This window comes from Acinetobacter sp. 231_lipA (assembly GCF_058243005.1).
The window spans coordinates 3,220,591-3,241,413 of the sequence record NZ_JBZAYU010000001.1 but is presented as its reverse complement, the minus strand read 5'-3'; the positions used below and the strand labels follow the sequence as shown (position 1 = coordinate 3,241,413).

Genomic DNA, 20,823 nt, shown 5'->3' with positions numbered 1-20,823 from the left:
CTCATTTTTAATAAATTCCTATTACTTTTATTCAAAATATTGAAATTAATAAATATATTGTAAAAATAATTTATAAACTAGATTTTAGGTAAACATAAGTTAAATCCGATACCAAAGGCTGTGGCCTACGCAACGCAGTTGGTGCTACAGCTCGACATCGTGAATCTCAGTAAAATTATATTCACAATGCCGAGTACGCTAATGAACATAATATACGTTATGCCGAAATCTACGCACGCAACCTATCAATGTGATGATCTAACTTGATAAAAAACTGTTTGAGCTGATCTATTTCTCTATCGTTGTCTAATTCTGAATTTTGCAGTTGTTCTAGCACGGTCTCCAGTAGATCGCGCATGTACTCATAGTCAGCCTTGGTTAAAACACCCTTTGATCTGTCATAGCTTCCAGTTTTGTAATGTCTCTGTTGATCAATCTTTACTGGCATCTTATCTATGGACTGTAGTTTGTGGTAAATCTACTTTATATTTAATGTTTTGCTTAAAGATTTGAATCGAGAATTTAGAATTATAAAAAATAGTCTGTATCACTTTGAATTTTAGGTGAAACATGCTGTTCAACCCAGGTTAACCATGCTCTTGTTTTAGCATCTATAAAATGACGCGACGGCAGCAAGGTATAAACACCAATATCAGGTGATCTCCAATCTGCTAAAACACGGCGTAATCGCCCAGTACGTACAGCCTCAATTACAGCAAAGGTTGGAAGTAATGCGATACCCATGTCTTGTTGCACCATGTCCAGTAATAGCTCTGGTGTATCTGCAATCAATTGGCCTGTAATATCGATTTGATACGAGCAACTATTTTCACTGACTAGATGCCATTGCGGTGTAATCGATGGATTAACCAATCTTAAACATGCATGTTTTTGTAGGTCATCTAATGATTTGGGTTCGCCATATTTTTCTAAATAGGCTGGTGATGCACAAAGTAATGAAAATATTGTTCCAATTCGGCGAGCAACAAATCTTGAGTCGGCCAAAGATTCAGTGAGATATAAACTGACATCAATTCCTTTGGCTAAAAGGTCTGGTACATTCTGCGAAGTACGGTATTCAACCGTAAGCTCGGGATAGGTTTGACAGAACTCAGCCAGCATCGGAGACACATAATGATGACCAAAACTGGCCATACTCAAAACACGTAACTTGCCCTGCGGTTTGCTTGCCATTCCCATGGCTTGAGCTTCAGCCTCTTCCACCATTGCGAGTACTTGACGACATTGCTCTGCATAAGTTGCACCAATATCGGTCAACGCATGCTGTCTGGTCGATCGTTGTAGTAATTTTGTACCTAGACGCCCTTCTAACTCGCTAATGAGTCGAGACACTTGCGCTGTTGTCAGTTCCATCTGCTCTGCGGCAGCCGTAAAGCTGCCACTATCAATGACTTTTAGGAAAGCATGCATTGCATGCAGTAATCCACCCTCAAGATTTTTGCGCATAACGTAAATATGTTTTTCTTAATTACGCATTGTTGCACCAGTCTGGATCACCCACAATGACATTAATGTACATACATTGAACAGTTTCATTGTCTTAAGTTGAACTGATCAATCTTTTTTCGAGTATGTCATTTACTCCAAATATTCAACGGGATGTTGAGAAAAGAAAGTAGCTCGATCTACAAAATTCAAAGGAGATATAAATGAATATAGCGACAAAATTTACCCCAAATAAAATTCCAACCAAGGATGTGTCACTTGAAGATAAATATCTCAGTGATGACGGTACTGCTTACATGACAGGTATTCAGGCCATGGTGCGTTTACCACTTGCGCAAACACGGCGGGATACTTTAAACGGTTATCATACTGCTGGTTTTATTTCTGGTTATCGTGGTTCCCCTGTCGGAAATTATGATAATTTTCTCTGGCAAGTTGAAGGCATACTCAAGGACCATCATGTGGTTTTTCAACCTGGTGTAAATGAAGATCTCGCTGCTACTGCAATTTGGGGTACCCAACAAGCCAATCTCGCAGGTCAAGGTAAATATGATGGTGTAACCGCATGGTGGTATGGCAAAGGCCCTGGTGTGGATCGTTCTGGAGATGTTCTCCGTCATGCCAACCTTGCTGGAACATCACAACGAGGCGGCGTGGTTGCCTTTTTTGGGGATGATCATTCTTGTAAATCGTCGAGTATTCCACACCAGTCTGAACACGTGATGATCGGTTGTGGCATTCCTATTTTTTACCCAACCTCAATACAGCAAATTCTTGATTTAGGTGCACATGCGGTTGCCATGTCACGCTTTGCGGGTGTATGGACGTCGATGAAGTTAGTCAGTGAAATTGTCGAAACCTCTGCTTCTGTTCATGTGGATTTAGATCGAGTCACTCCTGTTTTACCCAAAGATATTCAAATGCCTGAAGATGGTGTCAATATTCGTTGGCCTGATCACGGCATTCAACAAGAAGAACGCCTTTATCAATATCGCTTACCTGCTGTATTGGCTTATGCACGTGAAAATCAACTGAATCAGGTAACATGGCATTGTGCTGATGCGCGTATTGGTATTGCCGCAAGTGGTAAAGGTTATTTAGATACGATTGAGGCTTTACGCATTCTCGGAATTGAAGGTGAAACGGCCCAACAGCTCGGATTGAGAGTATATCAAGTTGCTTTAATTTGGCCTTTAGAACCGCAAGGTCTGCGTGAATTTGCCGAAGGTTTAGAAGAGCTGATTGTTGTAGAAGAAAAACGCCCTATTCTTGAAGCTCAAATTAAAGATGAACTCTATGCGCTTCCAGATGGCAAACGACCTCGTATCATTGGTAAGGCGAGTGATGGAAAAGGTGAATGGAGTACATCGATTAATGAAGCGCCTTTGATTGGTCACTATGAGTTCCAACCTGAACCGATTGCAAAAATGTTGGCAGCTCGATTCTTAAAATTAAATCTTCCAGAAAGTTTAAAAACACAGATTGAAAATAGAGTTGAGTTGCTACAAAAAGCAGAACATGAATCATGGCGAGTTCTGGATATTGCAGAACGTAAACCTTTCTTTTGTAGCGGCTGCCCTCACAACTCATCAACTAAGTTACCCGAAGGCAGTCGTGCACTGGGCGGGATCGGTTGTCATTATATTGCCGTGTTACAAAATCATGGCACAGAAACGTTCACGCAAATGGGTGGTGAAGGTGTGAGTTGGGCTGGTGCTTCTCATTTCACCAATGAAAAGCATATTTTTGCCAATCTAGGCGATGGAACCTATTTCCATTCAGGTTATCTTGCCATACGCCAAGCGATCGCTGCAAAACTCAACATGACCTACAAAATTCTCTATAACGATGCAGTGGCAATGACAGGTGGACAGCATGTCGATGGTCATCTGAGCGTGGCACAATTAACACGACAACTCGATGCTGAAGGCATCACAAAACAAGTCATCGTCACGGATGAACCTGAGCTGATTCATGCCGAAGAAGGTATTGCGTCTCACGTCGAGATTTACCACAGAAATGAATTAGATGATGTCCAACGCAAATTACGTGAGATTTCTGGGGTTACGGCGTTAATTTATGTTCAAACCTGTGCCAGTGAAAAACGTCGCCGTCGTAAACGCAATGCTTACCCAGATGTAGCAGAACGAGTTTTTATCAATAGTGAGATTTGTGAAGGTTGCGGTGACTGTTCTAAACAATCGAACTGTTTATCAATTGAACCTGTTGAAACTGCATTAGGAACGAAACGTCAAATCAATCAAAGCAGCTGCAACAAAGACTTCTCTTGTGTAGATGGTTTCTGTCCAAGTTTTGTCACAGTCCATACCCGTGATATGAAACGTCCAGAAATATTCAAAGGTATAGAAGCTGGCTGGCCAGAAAAACCAATCCTTCCTGAACTTGATCATCAGCCAACTCGGATCATGGTTGGTGGTGTTGGCGGTACAGGTGTAGTAACTGCAGGCGCTTTACTGGGAATGGCTGCTCATTTGGAAGGTAAAGCTGCACGTATCATGGATATGGCTGGACTGGCTCAAAAAGGTGGTACGGTTTACTCCTACATACAACTTGCTACAGAAGATGAGCAAATCTCCGCAACCAAAATCCCTGCGGGACAATGTGATCTTTTGATCGGTGCGGATGCCATTGTTGCAGGCAGTAATGCAGCACTTTCTCGCTTAAAAGCGGATGCTGTTATCATCGTCAATGAAGATAGTTCCCCTACCTCTGATTTCCTTCAATCTCGTGATTGGTATGCGCCAATTACAGATTTGATTCACCGACTTCGTGGCCGAACGACTCAAGGAAAACTCACATCTTTACCTGTAACACGTATTGCCACACAGGTTTTAGGTGATGCAATCTTTGCAAATCAAATCTTACTTGGTATGGCTTGGCAAGCAGGCCAGATTCCGCTTAAACGCGAAAGTATTGAAAAGGCAATTCATTTAAATGGTACGGCTACTGAAAAAAACCTTGAAGCTTTCCGTATCGGTTGTCATCTGATGAATGATCCTGACTTAGCCAAACGAATTGTTGCAACGATACCAACAATGAATAAACCAACTACATTGGTAGAATTAGTGGATGATCGTTCTGCGCGTCTGGTCGAGTATTGGAATCAAGATTATGCAATGCAGTATCGAAATCTTGCTGAACAAGCTGCCAAAGTATTACCCGAAGAACTCGCTGGAACCATTGCGACACAGCTCTATAGGGTCATGGCGTATAAAGATGAATATGAAGTTGCACGCTTACTCACAGGAAAAAGTTTTAAACAATCGATTGAAACCCAGTTTGGTCAAGGTTTACGTTTAACCTATCACTTAGCACCGCCAGCTTTGGGTGCTCATGGCACCATACGCAAACGTGCTTTCGGATATTGGATGCGTATTCCGATGATGATTCTTGCTCGCCTACAATGGCTCAGAGAAACTATTCTTGATCCATTTGCTTTGCAGCAAGAACGTCAAAAAGAACATGCTTGGCGTGATCGTTATATCGCATTTGTTAAAGCCATTAGTTCTGCACCTGAAAGTTATGACTTATCTGTTGCTGAGCAAATCGCTCAATTACCAGCAGATGTACGTGGTTTTGGTCATGTCAAAATGCAAGCGATGGACACAGCGATACAACGTTGGGATGAGCTTTCATTCAGTCTTCGTAGAGAAAGTTGAGATGAGGAAGATTTATCATGTAAATCCTCTCCCTAGCCCTCTTCTTTTAAAGGAGAGGGAATTTCCATTGTAAATAAATGTTCACCACAACTCGATTTTCGCAAGAAGCCTAAAGATGCTCTCTTTCTTTGATACTAAGCGTATAATATTGCGTATGGTTTATTATTTAAGTCTGCTATGAAAAATCCGTTTTCTGACAACGCCCAAATTAGTGTAGTTTCTACTTTCTCTGAACTTGTAAATTCCAAATTTCAAGGAAAAATGAATGCACTTTGCTGGCATAGAGATTTGATTGGTGATTTTAAAGAAATTGTGGCTAAACTTGAGTTAAAAGAAAATATTACAGAAGTTTCTATTGAAGATCTTTTAGCGCTACAACTCTCAGAACAAGGAAATTTAGCAAGGGATATTCTCTTAAGTGATATTCAGCTCTTAACTGATTTCGGTGCATCCCCTACACTTAATTTACTAAAATGTTATGAACGTGATGACGAGCTAGACTTTATTTCAACAGATGTATATTCGTTTCATATAGATCGTTCACCCATAGAAACAGATACTTTCTTATGTACCTACCACGGCGCTGCAAGTGATATCGTGCCCAATGATCAAGTAGAACAAAAGATCTTGATTCCCGAGATCAGGGAAAAACTCAAAGAATTACATGATGGCCCAGAAGCAGAATTTGAAACTTTCCTGGAAGAGTATTTTTTTGATTTACATTATCAGTCTAAACCCAATGCAAAACCTGTGAATTTAGGCTTAGGACATCTTTGGCGCTTGGAGGTAGATCATCCTACACAAAAAGTCTTACCTTGTGTGCATAGAGCACCAGTTGAAAAGGATGGTGAGTATAGATTGCTGTTGATTTGTTAAATATTTATTCAATATAGAGTCGATGAATTTAATCTATTTATAGACGGTAAAAAAGCACCTTAAATTTTTAAGGTGCTTAGCTGAAAAGCATTACTATGCGAGTTCACAGTTATTGGGTTTAGTAATCCCAAAAAATGCGTTGGATTTCCTTTGCATCTTTTGTTTTTGTTAAAGCAAGTGCAGCAAGTAATTTAGCTTTTTGCGGGTTAAGATCATGTGCGACGACCCAACCATATTTGTCATCTGGTTGTTCTGCATTTCTAAGAACAAAACCTTGGGGTACGCGAGATGAACGAATAATTTGCACACCTTGTTTTTGTAAGTCAGTTAATGTTGGGACAATATAATTGGCTACCGAGCCATTCCCTGTACCTGCATGAATAATAGCTTTTGCCCCTGCTTTCGCATAAGCCGTGTATGCATCCGGCAACATATTGCCTGAACCATAAACAATTTGTACCAGCGGTAAGCTATCACCTTTAATATTTTCAATATTAAATTCTGAGCTCTTATTATGACGTTTTGCTGTATTTCTAAACCAATATGGTTTTCCTTCGACTAAGGTTCCGAGTGCACCCCATTGGCTCATAAATGCATTGGTATGGATATTAATTGTTTTTGAAACATCTCGTGCTGCAAAAATGTCATCATTCATGAGCACAAAAGTTCCTTTACCTTTTGCACTATCGTCGGCCGCAAGTGCAACCGCACTATAAAGGTTCAACGGGCCATCAGCAGAAAGTGCAGTACTTGGACGCATTGACCCGACCAATACAATCGGTTTGTCTGAATGAATCACTAAATTTAAAAAGAAAGCTGTTTCTTCTAGGGTGTCTGTTCCATGTGTAATCACAACACCATTCACATCAGGCTTTTTAAGCAAGTCATTGACTTGACGTGCAAGGGATAATAATTCTTTATCCGTAATACTTTCTGATGCAACTTGCATTGCCTGCACACCAGTCACATTGGCAAGGTTTTGAATTTGGGGAACCGCATTTAATAATGCATCTACAGGAACTTTTGCCGCAGTATAAGTTGCACTATTGGTAGAGCTTGCTCCAGCACCTGCAATCGTTCCACCAGTAGCGACAACAACAACATTATTTTTGGCAAATGCTGCACATGGGAGTAATAGGCTTAAACTGAGTGTCAAAGCTGAAATCGTTTTTTTCATAGGTCATCCTTTTTGAGTCATTTTATTCTTAGCATTTTTCATACCATAGTAAAATTACTGGAAAAAGATAGGATTGTATAGATGTAGAAATTGTGTTTTATGTCGATCACAATTCTTAAATACAATTAATCATGGTGCATCTCTTGTAGTTTTGAGATGAGTCCTATTTACCCAATACAGAACAGTTACAAGAAAATATTCAAAATACGGTACGACTATTTTTAAATGGTTATCGCACTTTTTAGCATATTGTTATTTTATTTAGGATGAAAGCAATATGAAGTCCCTCAAAGAGTGAGGAACTGTATTGCATTATTTAGGCTGTGGTTATCACCACGCTATTTCATGAGCTTGAAAGTCGACAAACTGTTGTTCATTCTTGCCAATAAAATCCTCAACCACACGTACAATGCCCGTTGTGCTTTCATTTACGCTGACGGGTGCATGGCTTCCGCCCATTTCAGTTTGCACCCATCCTGGATGTAAGTTCAGCACGCCTATTTGGGCAGGAATTGCCTCATTTATTGCAAAGCCACGTGTGATACTGTTGAGAGCAGCCTTGCTTGCGCGATACAGCTCCATACTTCCATCATCGTTTAAAGCAACGCTTCCCATGCGAGAACTCATAAATGCAATGACACTCTTTTCTTTCATCAAAGGAAGAAGTTTTCTCGCAATCGTCACGGGTGCAATACTATTTACCAAAAACAGATTGGCAATCTCATTGAGCGTGCACTGCTCAACGCGTTGATGTTCTGGCCCAAGAATGCCCGCAGAAACCAACAGTAGGTCGATGGATTTTTCATGATATTTACTGAGTAAATGGTCAACTGTTTGTACATGATTTAAATCTAATTCGGTTAATTCAAGTCTGTCTGGATACTCAGAAAGCAGTTGATTTAAGCCTGTAGAGACTTGGTCTATGTCTCGGATGGTCGCGATAACCTGCCAGTGCTGATTGAGCAACTCTCTAACTAGACCTAGACCAATCCCTCTTGAAGCACCAACCACGATTGCGCGTTTATTCTTATCAAACATAAAATGTTCCTATATCACGATAATTCAAGATGTAAAAATAGATTCAGATCAAACCTTCAAAGTTCGCTTTTGAATATTGATTCACAAGCTTAAGAATTCGCTTTGATCATAGTGCAGTAAGAATTTTTTATACAAACCTATTTCTGTAGACTTATTCAACCTTCATCATTCATTCAATGAATAAGCCCACAACTAACACATGAGTCTTACCAGCAATAGGTTTTCCTACGACCCAAAATTGGAGAATTTAGAAAACCTAAAACCTAGCGATTTCTGTCTAGAAGTTCACAGTCCATGAAAATTGTGCTGTACGTGGTGTACCCAGAAATAAATAGTCATCCCCGAAAAAGCTTCCTGCATCTCGCCAATATTTTTTATTGAACAGGTTGTCCACATTCAGGCGAAGCATATTGTCATAACCATAAACACGGAAGTTATAAGCTGCACCCGCATCGAATACGGTATAGCCTGAAACTTTAACCGTACCCGTTTTGTTGGCGTATTTACTGCTGCTGTATTGCATACCTGCGAGTAGACGTAAACCTTCTACTTGAGGCATTTGATAAGACACATGACTAGCAAAACGAACCGTCGGTACGTTTTGAGTTTGATGCCCTTTATAAGCATCTACCTGTATATCTTCCAAACGTGAACGGGTCATTGCCAAACTTGATGTAATATCCAGATTTTCAGCAACGCGACCTTGCAAGCCCAATTCCAAACCTAGATTATGCTGTTCACCATCGGTGACATAGTAATTGTCTAAGTTGGTATATTGATGGTCTTGTGTTAAGTCAAACAAAGCGGCAGTAAATAGTAGCTCTTGCCATTGCTGTTTAAGACCTAACTCATATTGAGTTGAGCGTCTTGGTGCTAAAGTTTCAAAGGCATTTCCTACGATGCCTTTATCCTCATTACCATAGGCAGACCACGGCGCTTGACTGCCGTCGCTGATTCCTTTTGCATACGAAGCATACAGATGAGTGTTCTGCCAAGGCTGATACATCAACGCAAGCTGTGGCAAGAAGCGATTAAAGTCGGTGTCACGGATACTGTTGCCATCCGCAGCATAGGCACTTTCATTTAAATGTAAAAGCTTACCGCCCAGCAAAACTGACCAAGTATCATTAAATTCGATTTGATCCAACACATTGAGAGCTGTTTGTTGACTATCCAATGATTTGTAATGATTACCTAAATCTCTGTCATTCGGTGTGTGAGTAATAGGATCATTATAAATATTTCCAGCGCCAACATTCACCATACTATAAGTAGATTCATACTGAGTATGACGTTTGTAAGCATGTGATAACTCTAAACTCAGGCTATGTTGCCATGCTCCAGTGCTGAATTTTCCGTTCAAACCTGTTTTAAATTGATGGGTGAGATAACTGTCATCTGGGCTGCGGAAATCATAAATGTCATAGTTACCATCAGTATCAAAGGTATAGGCAAAAGCTGAGTAATCATCTACGACCACACGACTTTGTGAAGCAGACAGATTGCCGCTCCAGTTATCATTGATTTGATAGCTGTATTTCAGACTCGTATTTAGACTTTCATTTGTGACAGGTTTGCTCCAGCTTTGATAACCCAGTAAACGATCCCATTTCACTCCTGTCGGTACAGTTTTACCATCAAGTAGCTGATAGCCCGGTACTGAACGCTGTTTTTGACGCTGTGATTCAAGATCAAATTCAAGTTTTGAACGATCTGAAATTTTCCAGTCTAAAGCCAAGGAACCAAACAAACGTTTTCCATCAGCATGTTCAACATAGGGGTGAATATCTTCATAAGCTGCATTCACACGATAACCAAACTGTTGATTGTCCCCAAACCATCCACCAAGGTCAGTCGCCACAAGGCTGCCGCCATGACTGTCTGCTTCAAGGGTTAAAGACTGGACATCTTTGGGGCGTTTGCTCACATAGTTCACCACACCGCCCGGCGTTGACATCCCACTTTGAATCGCACTCATGCCTTTTAGGATTTCAACTTGCTCTTTGTTTTCAAGCGCTACATTTTGCTCACCGCGTAGCAAATTACCGTTCAGTAAATAACTTGATCCCGCATTTAAGCTAAATCCACGCATCACAAAGTTTGCATAGTAGCCAATGGGTGCATAACCATCCCCAACGGACGCATCGTTCTTTACCACATCGCCCAGTGTTTTCGCATGTTGATCTGCGATCAGTTCAGCAGTAACGGTGTGAATAGATGCAGGAATTGCTGCAAGGTTTTGCTGACTAAAGCCAGACAAATTAACTTTGGGTTGATAATAAGCCAGTTGTTCAGTCTGAGCAGTGGTTGTAATGGTTGCGAGTTGTTCCACATCACTTTCTTCTGCCGCATGTACCCATACCGAGTTCAGCCCTAGACATGAAAATGAACCAACCGCCAATAATGCTTTTTGTAAACGAGAAAATGGATACGTTTTCACTGTCGTTGCTAACCCCAAAAGATAAATTTACAGCCTGAATTTTGCGGCATGAGTATTCACAATTTTCTTAAAATGAACAAGCACATTATTCAACATATCTCAGCTTTTTTTTAAATTATTGGGAGATAGCTTTGAGTGTGTAGATTTTGAAATTGAGGTTATAGTTTAACCAACTGATTTTAAAGCATAACTTAGATATTCCTTCCATATCTTCAGTCGTATTTGATACAGCATATGGTATTGGGACTTTAGCTGACTTGAAACAGTGTATTGTGAATTGGAACCTAAAAGCTTAGGTTGATTTATTTCAATTTTTTAAGCCATTTTTCGATTTTAGAGTGATTTTTTAACTACAAACAAATCCATTAAAATGTTATAACATAACAATACAAAATCTAAACTACTCTCCTTCATGATGAATAAATTCTCTCTTTTTTCCTCAAGCATATATTTAAGCCTGCTGAGTTCTTTCACTTGGGCCGAAACTTCAACAGAAGTACTCCAGACCATCCAACTACAAGCCGAAACTGAGGGTGAAAACCTTCAACAAAGCACCGCAATGACTAAGTTTTCACATGACATTTTAGACGTGCCATTTAGTCGAAGTGTGTTATCCAAAGCTTTAATTCAGCAACAAGATGTGCAACGTATTGACGATGCATTAACACAAGTGAGCGGGGTCTATAATCAAACCAATTATGGTGGCGGCTTTTGGGATAACTTTTCATTTAGAGGTTTTAGTACAGACCCCAATATTGGGGCACAAATCATCAGAAATGGTCTCAGTGTCAACCGCGGGCTGAGTGCTCCCCGAGACATGGTGAATATTGAATCCCTCGACTTTTTAAAAGGCCCAATGGCTGCGCTCTATGGCCGCGGGGAAGCTGGCGGTCTACTGAATATCAACACTAAAAAGCCTGAATGGGAACGTTCTTCAGAAGTGAATTTACGTGCCAATAGTTTAGAAAAATACCGTGCTAGTTTTGAACATACTGCCCCAATCAGTGATGCTGTGGCTTATCGTATTGCGGTCGCACATGAAGATAATCAAAGTTTTCGTGATCATGTGCAGAGTGAGCGTTGGTTTTTCTCCCACCAACTCACATGGAAAATTTCAGATTCAACCCAATTAGATTTTGACAGTGAATTTACCCGACAAGATGGAACCTTCGACCGTGGTGTAAGTAGTTATCAAAAACAATTTGTGATGGACCCCAAAACATTTACAGGCGAACCTGATGATGGTGATCATATTCAAAAAGATCATTTCTATCAGCTTCGACTTGCACATCAGTTTAATGATGACTGGAAAATGAATAATGCTCTTAGTGTGAAAGATACTCAGCTCAAAGGCTTTTCCAGTGAACCTCGTCGTATTCAAAGTGATGGGCAGACATTAGAGCGCCAGCGTCGCTACCGTGACAATAAAAGTGATGACTTTCTCTTTCAAACAGAAGTTCTTGGGACGATCCAACAAGACTGGGCCCGTCATGAAGTACTTTTGAGCACTGAACTTGGGCAGATGAAGTATCGTCAATTACAACTGCGTCGAAACCACAGCAGTAGCGTGCCAAATAGCATTGATATCTATGATCCTATTTATGGACAATACTTACCCGAGCTTCCACTTTTCATTAACACCGAAGAACAGCAACGCTATTTTGCACTGAATCTACAAGATCAAATTTTCCTCAATGATGAATGGAGTGTGCTGTTTGGTGCGCGCTTTGATCACATCACTCAAGACTTTCAAAATAAACTTACAGATACATCCAATAAAAAGGATTTACAACAAACCAGTCCACGCTTGGGTTTAAACTATCGACTGAATGATCGTTGGTCATGGTATGCCAACTATGGAGAATCCTTTGCACTCAACAGTGGCATGGACCGAAACGGCGATGTGTTTAACCCTGAAAAAGGCAAAAGCTATGAGATTGGTGGGAAATATCAGATTACCCCACAGAGTTTGCTGAGTTTAGCCCTCTTTAAAATGGATAAAGAGAATGTCTTAACCACAGATCCAGCAGATAGTAACTATCAAATCACCGCTGGAGAAGTCTCAAGTAAGGGGCTAGAGTTGGATCTAGAGACACAACTCAATGATCAATTCTCTATACGTGCCAATTATAGCTACACAGACGCCCAAGTTGAAAAAGACCAAATTCTTGCTAAAGGTTCACGACTCAGCAATGTGCCGAAGCACAGCGGCTCTATCAGTAGCAACTATGAATGGACCCTTGCCAATGCAGACAAAGTTGGGCTGGGTGCAACGGCAATCTATGTGGGCAAACGTAGTGGACACAGTACAGATAACGGATTCAACTTACCTGAGTACACTTTGTTGAATCTAAATGCTTATTATGCGCCAACAGATCAGCTACGTTATCAGTTCAATGTGCACAATCTCTTAGACGAAACGTACTATGTTGCAAGCTATAGCGATATGTGGATTCAACCTGGCGACCCGTTAAATGCATCTATCTCGGTACAATGGAAGTTTTAAGGTTTATACAACCAGACTTGTCTCGTTAGGAGTCAAGTCTGGTGTTAGAAAAGTAAGATTCTGATTAGTTTCTGAAGTATTAGCTAGCTGCCATAGTTTTCTTTAGAGTTACTATTTACTTACTTCAAAAAGTATTCCCAAATGATAAATCCAAGAAAAAAACCAAGAAACGAATATAAAGTAATGATAAAGAATACAAACCAAGCTCTATTTTTCTTCAGTAAAAAGTTCATTTTCAATACCTCAACGCTCTATCTATATTCATTATTCTAAGGTTTCCTATACGAAAGGACAGATACAGTTCTTTGTGAAAAAAATATAACAGACTATAACAGATTTGCCATTTTTAACTCTCCAAAGCGATCAGACTGATATCAAGTATTATAAAAAAGTATGAGGAGACTATTTTGCCTCCCCATGCTTCAACTGATTAAGGGATTAAACTTTCGTTTCTTTTTTTGCATTCATCCAACGATACAACACTGGCAATAGCACCAAGGTCAATAACGTCGAAGAAATAATTCCACCAATCACCACGGTCGCCAGTGGACGTTGGACCTCGGCCCCTGTGCCTGTGGCAAGCGCCATGGGAACAAAACCTAAGGACGCCACACAAGCGGTCATTAGAACAGGCCTTAAGCGCAAAATCGCGCCTTGCCAAACAGCTTCATGCAGGCGGTATTGCCCTCTTAACTCTTTAATGAAGGTCAGCATGACCAAACCATTTAAGACGGCAACGCCAGACAAGGCAATGAAACCAATGCCCGCCGACATTGACAAGGGAATGTCTCTTAACCACAAGAAAAGCACACCACCAGTTAGAGCAAATGGAACACCAGTGAACACCAGCAGGCTTTCTTTGATGTTATGGAAAACAGCCATCAGCAAAATAAAGATCGTCAATAATGCCAGTGGAATCACAATCTGCATTCGAGCCTGTGCCGAGGCCAGATTTTCAAACTGACCACCATATTCAATCCAGTAACCACTTGGTAGAGGATACTGCTTAAGCTGACTTTGTACTTCTGTGACAAAAGAGCCCAAATCACGCCCTTCGACATTAGCCGTGACAATTACACGACGTTTGCCATTTTCGCGGCTGACTTGGTTGATGCCATCCATCATTTTTACAGTGGCAATATCAGTGAGCAGAATGCTGCCACCGTTCGGAAGCTGTATTGGCAGTTGCGCGATCCCACTGACACTACGGTCTTGTTCACTGAGTCGAATCACAAAGTCAAAACGGCGGTCACCCTGTAAAATTTCACCGACATTTTGTCCGCCAATGCTTGCTGACACATAGTCTTGTATGGTTTTGACACTTAGGCCATATTGCGCTGCCAAGCTTTTATCAATTTCCACATTGAGTAAAGGTAAACCCGACGTTTGTTCAACTTTAACGGCGGTACTGCCTGAAACCTGTTGAATCAATTTACTAATTTTTTCAGCTTCCGTATTTAATACTTGCATGTCATCGCCAAAGATTTTGACACCAACATCGCTACGTACACCCGATATTAACTCATTGAAACGCAGTTCAATTGGCTGAGAAAACTCACTGTTGTTACCGGGCAATGTTGCTAAATAGGCCTGCATACGGCTACGCAGTTCATCGAGTGTTTCTTTTGGATTTGGCCATGCATCACGGGGTTTCAGCATGACATAACCATCTGAAATATTCGGAGGCATCACATCGGTCGCCACTTCAGCCGTGCCTGTTCGCGCAAAAATAGCCTGTATTTCAGGGAATTTCTTCAGAAGTAGCTTTTCCGTATTTTCCTGAATACGAAGTGATTCTTCTAAACCAGTGCTTGGGGAACGCAGTTGCTGTACAGCAAAGTCACCTTCACTCAGTTGTGGTGCAAACTCACTGCCGATACGCGTTGCAAGTAATCCAGTCAACATCAACAAGCACAGTGCAAAGGTTAAAACCACCGCTTTATACTGATAGGCACAGTCCAATACCCGTTGATAATGCTCTTTTAACCACAACATCCAACGGCTTTCGGTTTCTTTGATATCACCTTTAACAAAAAGTGCGACAGCCGCAGGCACAAAGCTAATCGACAAAATAATGGCCGCAACGAGTGCAAGTACAACCGTCAAAGCCATTGGGTGGAACATTTTTGCTTCCACACCAGTCAGTGCAAAAATCGGTAAATACACCACTAAAATAATCAATTGACCAAAAATGAGTGGACGGCGGGCTTGGCGCGCTGCCAAAAACACTTCTTTAAAGCGCTCAGACTGAGTCAAGGGTCGTTTGAGTAACTGCTGGGCATGGGCTAAACGCCGAATACAGTTTTCAACAATTACCACTGCACCGTCGACAATAATACCGAAATCCAATGCACCCAAACTCATCAGGTTGGCACTGATATTCTGCTGTGCCATACCCGTTAAAGTAAACAGCATAGACAGTGGAATCACACAGGCAGTGATTAATGCAGCACGAATATTACCTAAGAATAAAAAGAGGATCACAATCACCAAGATTGCACCCTCAACCAAGTTCTTTTGCACCGTTTTAATGGCTTTTTCCACCAAAGTGGTCCGGTCATAAACTGTTTCTATTGTGACACCTTGCGGTAAACTGCTTTGCACCTCTTGAATTTTGGTATCTACAGCTTTAGATACCGTTCGACTGTTTTCACCCATCATCATCATAGCGATGCCGAGTACAGTTTCTTCGCCGTTATAGGTTGCGCCTCCTGTTCGGAGGTCATGATCTATTGAAACCTGCGCAATATCCGCGACACGGATCGGGCTGCCATTTGGGCTGGCAACCGTTGTATTTTCAATGTCTGCAAGACTGTTGAGTGTCCCTGGAACACGCACTGTGAGTTGCTGACCATTTTCCTCAATATAACCAGCACCACGGTTTTCATTATTTTCCTGTAAAGCTGTTTGTAGTTGGCTTAAGGAAATATTTAACTGTTGCATACGGTTTAAGTCGGGAGCAACCACATAGGTTTTGTTAAACCCACCAATACTGTTGACCTCGGCAACCCCCGCAACACGTTGCAATTGTGGACGAACGATCCAATCTTGGATCTCCCGCAAGTCCATCGCGCTATAAGCGGTACCATCCGCTTTTTTGGCATTCGGTTCGGCTTTAATGACCCATTGATAAATTTCACCTAAACCCGTCGAAACTGGTGACATGGTTGGGGAAACATCGCTAGGTAAGTCCGCTTTGACCTCTTGAACCCGCTGATTAATCTGCTGGCGAGCCCAATAGATGTCTGTGCCATCCTCAAATACGATGGTGACTTGCGACAAACCATAACGTGAAATCGAACGAGTCAACTGTAAATCTGGAATACCCGCCATTGCAGTTTCAATCGGATAGGTAATCCGCTGCTCAACCTCCAGTGCGGTAAAACCATTGGCTTGGGTATTAATTTGTACTTGTGTATTGGTAATATCGGGCACTGCATCGATCGGCAGTTTTTGATAGCTATAAACTCCGACCGCAATCCATGTACAGACAAAGAGCATGACCCAAATTGCATTTTGAATAGAGAACTGAATAATTCGTTCAAACAAACCCTCAGGCTTGGGTAAATCATGATTAGTGTGCATGATCAGCCTCGCCTTTTTCGAGTTCAGACTTAAGGACAAAGCTGCCTTGACTGACATAGCGTTGTCCTGCTGTTAGGCCTGAAATCACTTCCAACCATTGAGCGTCATTTGAAGCTTGCCCAAGCTGAACGGGCTGCGCTTTCAAATGCACTAGGCCTTTTTGTTCAGCGTCGACCACAAATAACGAAGTTTGACCTTCAATGTTTTGAATGGCACTTTTATGGACGCGAAGTGCTGTTTTTGAACTGGTATTGTCTAAAAAGATATTCACCAAAACATTTGGACGTAGTTCAGCCGCTTGGCTTTTTAATTTAGCACGTACCACCAAACGTCCTGTTTGCGCATCGGCTTGAGAAGTTAAGCTTTGGATGACGGCTTCATATTTTTGCTCAGAAGCATTCGGCTTAAATGTCAGACTCTGATTGGCTTGTAACTGACCTGAGTACTGAGCAGGCAGATTAAATTCAAGCCATAACTCTTTAAATTGTTCAATTACAAAAAGCTGATCGGCCAATTGTACGTTTTCACCCACCACGATATCTTTTTGGCTAATCACACCTGAAATGGGTGCTTTAATGGCAAAACGACCATTTACCCCACCTGTTGCCCCTAGGGCGTTTAAGCGGCTTTGCACGGACTGCACAGTAATCTGCGCTTGTCGGTAAGCATTTTCTGCCCGTTGGTAATCCTGCTTGGCGGAAATGCCCTGTGACCATAACTGCTGTTCACGTTGATAATCTTGACGTGCCAAATCCAAACTGGCTTGAGCCATTCGCAAATTGGCTTGTTGATCAATCAGTTCAGGGACAGACAATACCGCTAAGATTTGTCCTTTTTGTACGTTTTGACCAAGCTCAACATTCACCTGTTCCACATGCCCACCAAAGTTTGGCGAAATATGAGCTTGCTGATCGGTATTAACCACAAGCTTTCCGGGTAAAACAGTGACTTGAGACACCACACCTTGTTGAGCTGAAGCGATTTGAATGCCTTGCTCTGTCAGTTGCTGTGCCGTCAGTTGAATTTCACCTTCCTCGGCATGTCCTTTTTCTGCCTCGGGCTCATCCGAATGTTCAGATTCTTCATGTTCGGCATGCGCATGTTCATCGGTGGTTTTATCTTTTGAGCTAAACCAAATTCCTATAGCAATAAGGAGTGTTACTAGAAGCAAAAGCCCAATCATCAATGGCTGTGATATTTTTCCAAATTGGTTTTTTAGTTGCATATTATTGTGCTCCGCCAAGGATGAGGTCTTGTATTTGTGCGATCGAATTTTTACTGATTTGGCTATAAGCATCTGAACTACTGATCTGTTCATAGCTAGTACCTAGGCTAAGGGCTTCTGCGCTCAATGCGGTCTGCCAAGCTTGACGTAATAACTGCAACTGCCCAAGGCGTATGCTTTGCAGTTGTGAGTTAGCTTGTTGGATGTCGGTAATGGACAGCTTTCCCGCTTTAAAACCTTGCAGCGTGCGGACTTGCACTTGTTCTGCCAAAGTGGTTTGTTGACTGATCGCACTGAACTGCTGTTTTAGTCCTTTGAGCTCATGCATGGCATTGGCGATATCTAAAATCTGCTGTTTTAACTCGCGCTGTTGCTGCTGATTCAACAAGCTTTGCTGGCGCTGGGCCATCGGAATGCTGTATTGCTGACGGTTAAAAATATTCAGTGGAATATCCACGCCGACACCTAATGTGGTATCGCTATTTTCATTCGGTGCTTGGCTCCGTTTCATGCCGACATTTAAGGTCGGATTGGGATGTGCCTGCACTTTTAAACTTTCAATGTTTAAATTGGACTGTTGAATGTTCAGTGCATACAGTTTTTCCAACCAACCTTCAGCTATATAGCGCTGTACTGTGGCATCGCTTTGATCTGGCCATGGCATTGAGGTCGCATTGAGTTGAATATCGGCTTTGGTTTCGCCCCAAAGGTTTGAGAGTTGACGCTGTGCTACTTGTTCTGCCAGTACCGCTTGTTGGTATAAGCGCTGCATATCCAAACTTTCGATTTGCGCACGTTCATAGTCGACCAAAGCAATACTGCCCGCCTGATAACGTTTTTTGGCACTGTCTAAATTGTTTTGACTCACTTTTAGTTGTGCTGCGTACAGCGATTTTTCAACTTGTGCCAAAGCCAACTGAGACCATGCAAATTTCACCACCAATTGGCTTTGTGCTGTCCACAGTTGTTGCTGTAACTGCCCTTGTTGGTGCGCTGTTTCTGCGAGTTTTTGATTGAGCTTACGCTGTCCAAACACATCTAAGGGCTGACTGATGGCAATACTGAGCTCTTGATCGGTATTTGAACCAAAACCATCTTGATTGATATTTAAGCTAGGATTTTGCCATAGGCCACTGTTTTTGATGTTCAGCTCTGAAATGCTTTGACGCTGTTGCCCAATGTCGCTTTGGTTTTGATAGCGCTCTACTTTTGCTAAAGCTTCATCCAAAGTTTTGATCGGTTCGGCAAAACTCCATTGCATCGCGGCTGTTGTTATGCCCACAGCAAGGGCTTGGCGTATAAACGCCTTAAATTGATTCGACATGCTTTTTCCCACTAATTTTTAGAAGAAGTGGTGGGAAATTTTTTAGGCTACCCCACCATTAGCGGGGAAAGTTCAGGAGGAGGATGTTGTCCCAATAAATCAGGGGCTTGATAGGCATTGTGCCAAAAAAACTGTGGACGTTCGCGAACTTCAAACGCGAGCGGCAGTTGATAGTTTTTTTCTTTCGGAATAATCAAATGAGCCATTGAGGGCAAATGATCTTGATGGTCTTCACCCAATTCAAACGGATCATTTGCCGTTTGAGTATGGTCATCAACACTGATTTGTTGATGTGACTTATCATCAGACACACACAAGGTGGTTTGATGGTGGCCAAAATGAAAACTTTGTTGTGTCACGACTTGAGCTTTTTGTTCTTCATGGACGCAAAAAGCTGCCGCCACGTTCCAAAGACTTTGGAACATGAATAAAGCAACTAAGACGCTAATCCACGTGGTAGAACGCATAATGTCGTACTAAAATAAAGTGACGCTATTGTAAAGCCTAGACTAAGTATAAGGTCAAGTCTTTTTAATGACTATGTTCATGTTGGTGTGGATGGCATTCATCCTCTTCAATCTGCAAAGTCACTTGCGTAATCCCATGCTCATGCCCCAATAACTCCACGGCTTGGTGGTATAAAGTTCTCTGATCTACATCAGGTGCAATCAAATGCGCTGTTAAATGCACATTTTTAGAGGTAATGGCCCAAACTTTAAGCTGATGAATGCCATGTACACCATCTAAAGCCAGCAAGTCATTGCGTAAAGATTCGATATCAATTTCACTTGGCACACCTTCAAGCAAAATATTGATACTTTGTTTCAGTAGCACCCAAGTTCGAGGTAAGACCCAAAAGCCAATCAACACAGCAATAATGGTATCTACCCACATCCAACCTGTTAAATAAATCACCAGTGCGCCAATGATCACGCCCACAGAACCCAAGGCATCACTGAGCACCTCAAGATAAGCCCCTTTCACATTTAAGCTGTCTTGACTGCTCGACACCAAAATCTTCATTGAAATCAGGTTAATGATTAGACCCAAAACAGCAACAACCAACATGCCCAAGCTTTGAATTTCAGGTGGCTGACTAAAACGCTGATAGGCTTCATATAAAATGTAAATGGCTACCACAAACAACATCATGGCATTGAATAATGCTGCCAAGATTTCAAACCGTTGATAACCAAAAGTACGTTTATCATCCGCAGGTTTTTGCCCAATTTTGATGGCTGCTAAAGCAATGGCTAAAGCAGCCGCATCAGTAAACATATGCGCTGCATCGGACAATAAGGCCAAGCTTTGCGTGATAAATCCTGCAACCACTTCCACAATTAAAAAGGTAAACGTCAGAGCAAGTGCAATGGTTAATTTCTTGGCATTTTTTGCAGTCACTTCAACATGACTGTGATCATGGTTATGAGAACCACTCATGTAGGACTCCTTATCATTTTATTTAACGGAATGCTTCAGCATTGAAATCGAAGCTTTTTTTAAAT

Annotated in this window: 14 protein-coding genes; 3 read left to right on the top strand and 11 right to left on the bottom strand. The window is 41.6% G+C overall.

What is annotated here, in order from left to right:
- Window positions 1–229: 229 nt before the first annotated feature.
- Entirely contained in the window at window positions 230–448 is a 219-nt protein-coding gene (locus AC4CUX_RS15885; protein WP_490792550.1) for a hypothetical protein, read from the bottom strand.
- 80 nt (window positions 449–528) lie between these two features.
- Complete coding sequence (locus AC4CUX_RS15880) at window positions 529–1,467, bottom strand: LysR family transcriptional regulator (protein WP_114837346.1); 939 nt, start codon at window positions 1,465–1,467, stop codon at window positions 529–531.
- A 203-nt stretch (window positions 1,468–1,670) separates the two neighbouring features.
- On the opposite strand from AC4CUX_RS15880, the gene AC4CUX_RS15875 reads away from it, so the two are divergent.
- Window positions 1,671–5,147, top strand: coding sequence for an indolepyruvate ferredoxin oxidoreductase family protein (locus AC4CUX_RS15875; RefSeq protein ID WP_419380739.1), 3,477 nt, complete (start codon window positions 1,671–1,673; stop codon window positions 5,145–5,147).
- Between the two features lie 177 nt (window positions 5,148–5,324).
- Window positions 5,325–6,023, top strand: a complete 699-nt coding sequence (locus tag AC4CUX_RS15870) for a DUF1826 domain-containing protein (protein WP_279692705.1) — start codon at window positions 5,325–5,327, stop codon at window positions 6,021–6,023.
- Between the two features lie 118 nt (window positions 6,024–6,141).
- Here AC4CUX_RS15870 and AC4CUX_RS15865 read toward each other — a convergent pair whose 3' ends face one another.
- The 3 genes from AC4CUX_RS15865 to AC4CUX_RS15855 all read right to left on the bottom strand — a co-directional run bounded on the left by AC4CUX_RS15865 (window position 6,142) and on the right by AC4CUX_RS15855 (window position 10,678).
- Window positions 6,142–7,200: an asparaginase gene (locus AC4CUX_RS15865; RefSeq protein ID WP_087012958.1), complete on the bottom strand. Its 1,059-nt coding sequence runs from the start codon at window positions 7,198–7,200 to the stop codon at window positions 6,142–6,144.
- 330 nt (window positions 7,201–7,530) lie between these two features.
- Complete coding sequence (locus AC4CUX_RS15860) at window positions 7,531–8,238, bottom strand: SDR family oxidoreductase (protein WP_490792549.1); 708 nt, start codon at window positions 8,236–8,238, stop codon at window positions 7,531–7,533.
- Between the two features lie 277 nt (window positions 8,239–8,515).
- Window positions 8,516–10,678: a TonB-dependent siderophore receptor gene (locus AC4CUX_RS15855; protein ID WP_279692303.1), complete on the bottom strand. Its 2,163-nt coding sequence runs from the start codon at window positions 10,676–10,678 to the stop codon at window positions 8,516–8,518.
- A 412-nt stretch (window positions 10,679–11,090) separates the two neighbouring features.
- On the opposite strand from AC4CUX_RS15855, the gene AC4CUX_RS15850 reads away from it, so the two are divergent.
- Window positions 11,091–13,184 (top strand): TonB-dependent siderophore receptor, encoded by a 2,094-nt coding sequence (locus AC4CUX_RS15850; RefSeq protein WP_279692301.1) that lies wholly within the window; start codon window positions 11,091–11,093, stop codon window positions 13,182–13,184.
- Between the two features lie 119 nt (window positions 13,185–13,303).
- On the opposite strand, the gene AC4CUX_RS15845 is transcribed toward AC4CUX_RS15850, so the two are convergent.
- The 6 genes from AC4CUX_RS15845 to AC4CUX_RS15820 all read right to left on the bottom strand — a co-directional run bounded on the left by AC4CUX_RS15845 (window position 13,304) and on the right by AC4CUX_RS15820 (window position 20,758).
- The gene (locus AC4CUX_RS15845) at window positions 13,304–13,417 is read right to left on the bottom strand and encodes a hypothetical protein (RefSeq protein ID WP_010326689.1); all 114 of its coding nucleotides are present in this window, start codon (window positions 13,415–13,417) and stop codon (window positions 13,304–13,306) included.
- A 205-nt stretch (window positions 13,418–13,622) separates the two neighbouring features.
- Entirely contained in the window at window positions 13,623–16,769 is a 3,147-nt protein-coding gene (locus tag AC4CUX_RS15840) for an efflux RND transporter permease subunit (RefSeq protein ID WP_279692299.1), read from the bottom strand.
- Window positions 16,759–17,994, bottom strand: coding sequence for an efflux RND transporter periplasmic adaptor subunit (locus AC4CUX_RS15835; RefSeq protein WP_279692297.1), 1,236 nt, complete (start codon window positions 17,992–17,994; stop codon window positions 16,759–16,761). The genes AC4CUX_RS15840 and AC4CUX_RS15835 overlap by 11 nt, the downstream gene beginning before the upstream one ends.
- A 1-nt stretch (window position 17,995) precedes the next feature.
- Window positions 17,996–19,318 carry a TolC family protein gene (locus AC4CUX_RS15830; protein WP_490792548.1) on the bottom strand — a complete coding sequence of 441 codons (1,323 nt, stop codon included), beginning with the start codon at window positions 19,316–19,318 and terminating at the stop codon, window positions 17,996–17,998.
- A gap of 47 nt (window positions 19,319–19,365) precedes the next feature.
- Window positions 19,366–19,785, bottom strand: coding sequence for a cation efflux protein, CzcI-like (locus AC4CUX_RS15825; RefSeq protein WP_279692293.1), 420 nt, complete (start codon window positions 19,783–19,785; stop codon window positions 19,366–19,368).
- A gap of 64 nt (window positions 19,786–19,849) precedes the next feature.
- Window positions 19,850–20,758 carry a cation diffusion facilitator family transporter gene (locus AC4CUX_RS15820; protein WP_279692291.1) on the bottom strand — a complete coding sequence of 303 codons (909 nt, stop codon included), beginning with the start codon at window positions 20,756–20,758 and terminating at the stop codon, window positions 19,850–19,852.
- Window positions 20,759–20,823 lie beyond the last annotated feature (65 nt).

Coding starts and splice junctions, on each gene's coding strand:
- AC4CUX_RS15850 (WP_279692301.1), top strand. CDS start 11,091: ATGATGAATAAATTCTCTCTTTTTTCCTCAAGCATATATTTAAGCCTG.
- AC4CUX_RS15845 (WP_010326689.1), bottom strand. CDS start 13,417: ATGAACTTTTTACTGAAGAAAAATAGAGCTTGGTTTGTATTCTTTATC.
- AC4CUX_RS15820 (WP_279692291.1), bottom strand. CDS start 20,758: ATGAGTGGTTCTCATAACCATGATCACAGTCATGTTGAAGTGACTGCA.
- AC4CUX_RS15870 (WP_279692705.1), top strand. CDS start 5,325: ATGAAAAATCCGTTTTCTGACAACGCCCAAATTAGTGTAGTTTCTACT.
- AC4CUX_RS15880 (WP_114837346.1), bottom strand. CDS start 1,467: ATGCGCAAAAATCTTGAGGGTGGATTACTGCATGCAATGCATGCTTTC.
- AC4CUX_RS15835 (WP_279692297.1), bottom strand. CDS start 17,994: ATGCAACTAAAAAACCAATTTGGAAAAATATCACAGCCATTGATGATT.
- AC4CUX_RS15825 (WP_279692293.1), bottom strand. CDS start 19,785: ATGCGTTCTACCACGTGGATTAGCGTCTTAGTTGCTTTATTCATGTTC.
- AC4CUX_RS15885 (WP_490792550.1), bottom strand. CDS start 448: ATGCCAGTAAAGATTGATCAACAGAGACATTACAAAACTGGAAGCTAT.
- AC4CUX_RS15860 (WP_490792549.1), bottom strand. CDS start 8,238: ATGTTTGATAAGAATAAACGCGCAATCGTGGTTGGTGCTTCAAGAGGG.
- AC4CUX_RS15840 (WP_279692299.1), bottom strand. CDS start 16,769: ATGCACACTAATCATGATTTACCCAAGCCTGAGGGTTTGTTTGAACGA.
- AC4CUX_RS15875 (WP_419380739.1), top strand. CDS start 1,671: ATGAATATAGCGACAAAATTTACCCCAAATAAAATTCCAACCAAGGAT.
- AC4CUX_RS15865 (WP_087012958.1), bottom strand. CDS start 7,200: ATGAAAAAAACGATTTCAGCTTTGACACTCAGTTTAAGCCTATTACTC.
- AC4CUX_RS15830 (WP_490792548.1), bottom strand. CDS start 19,318: ATGTCGAATCAATTTAAGGCGTTTATACGCCAAGCCCTTGCTGTGGGC.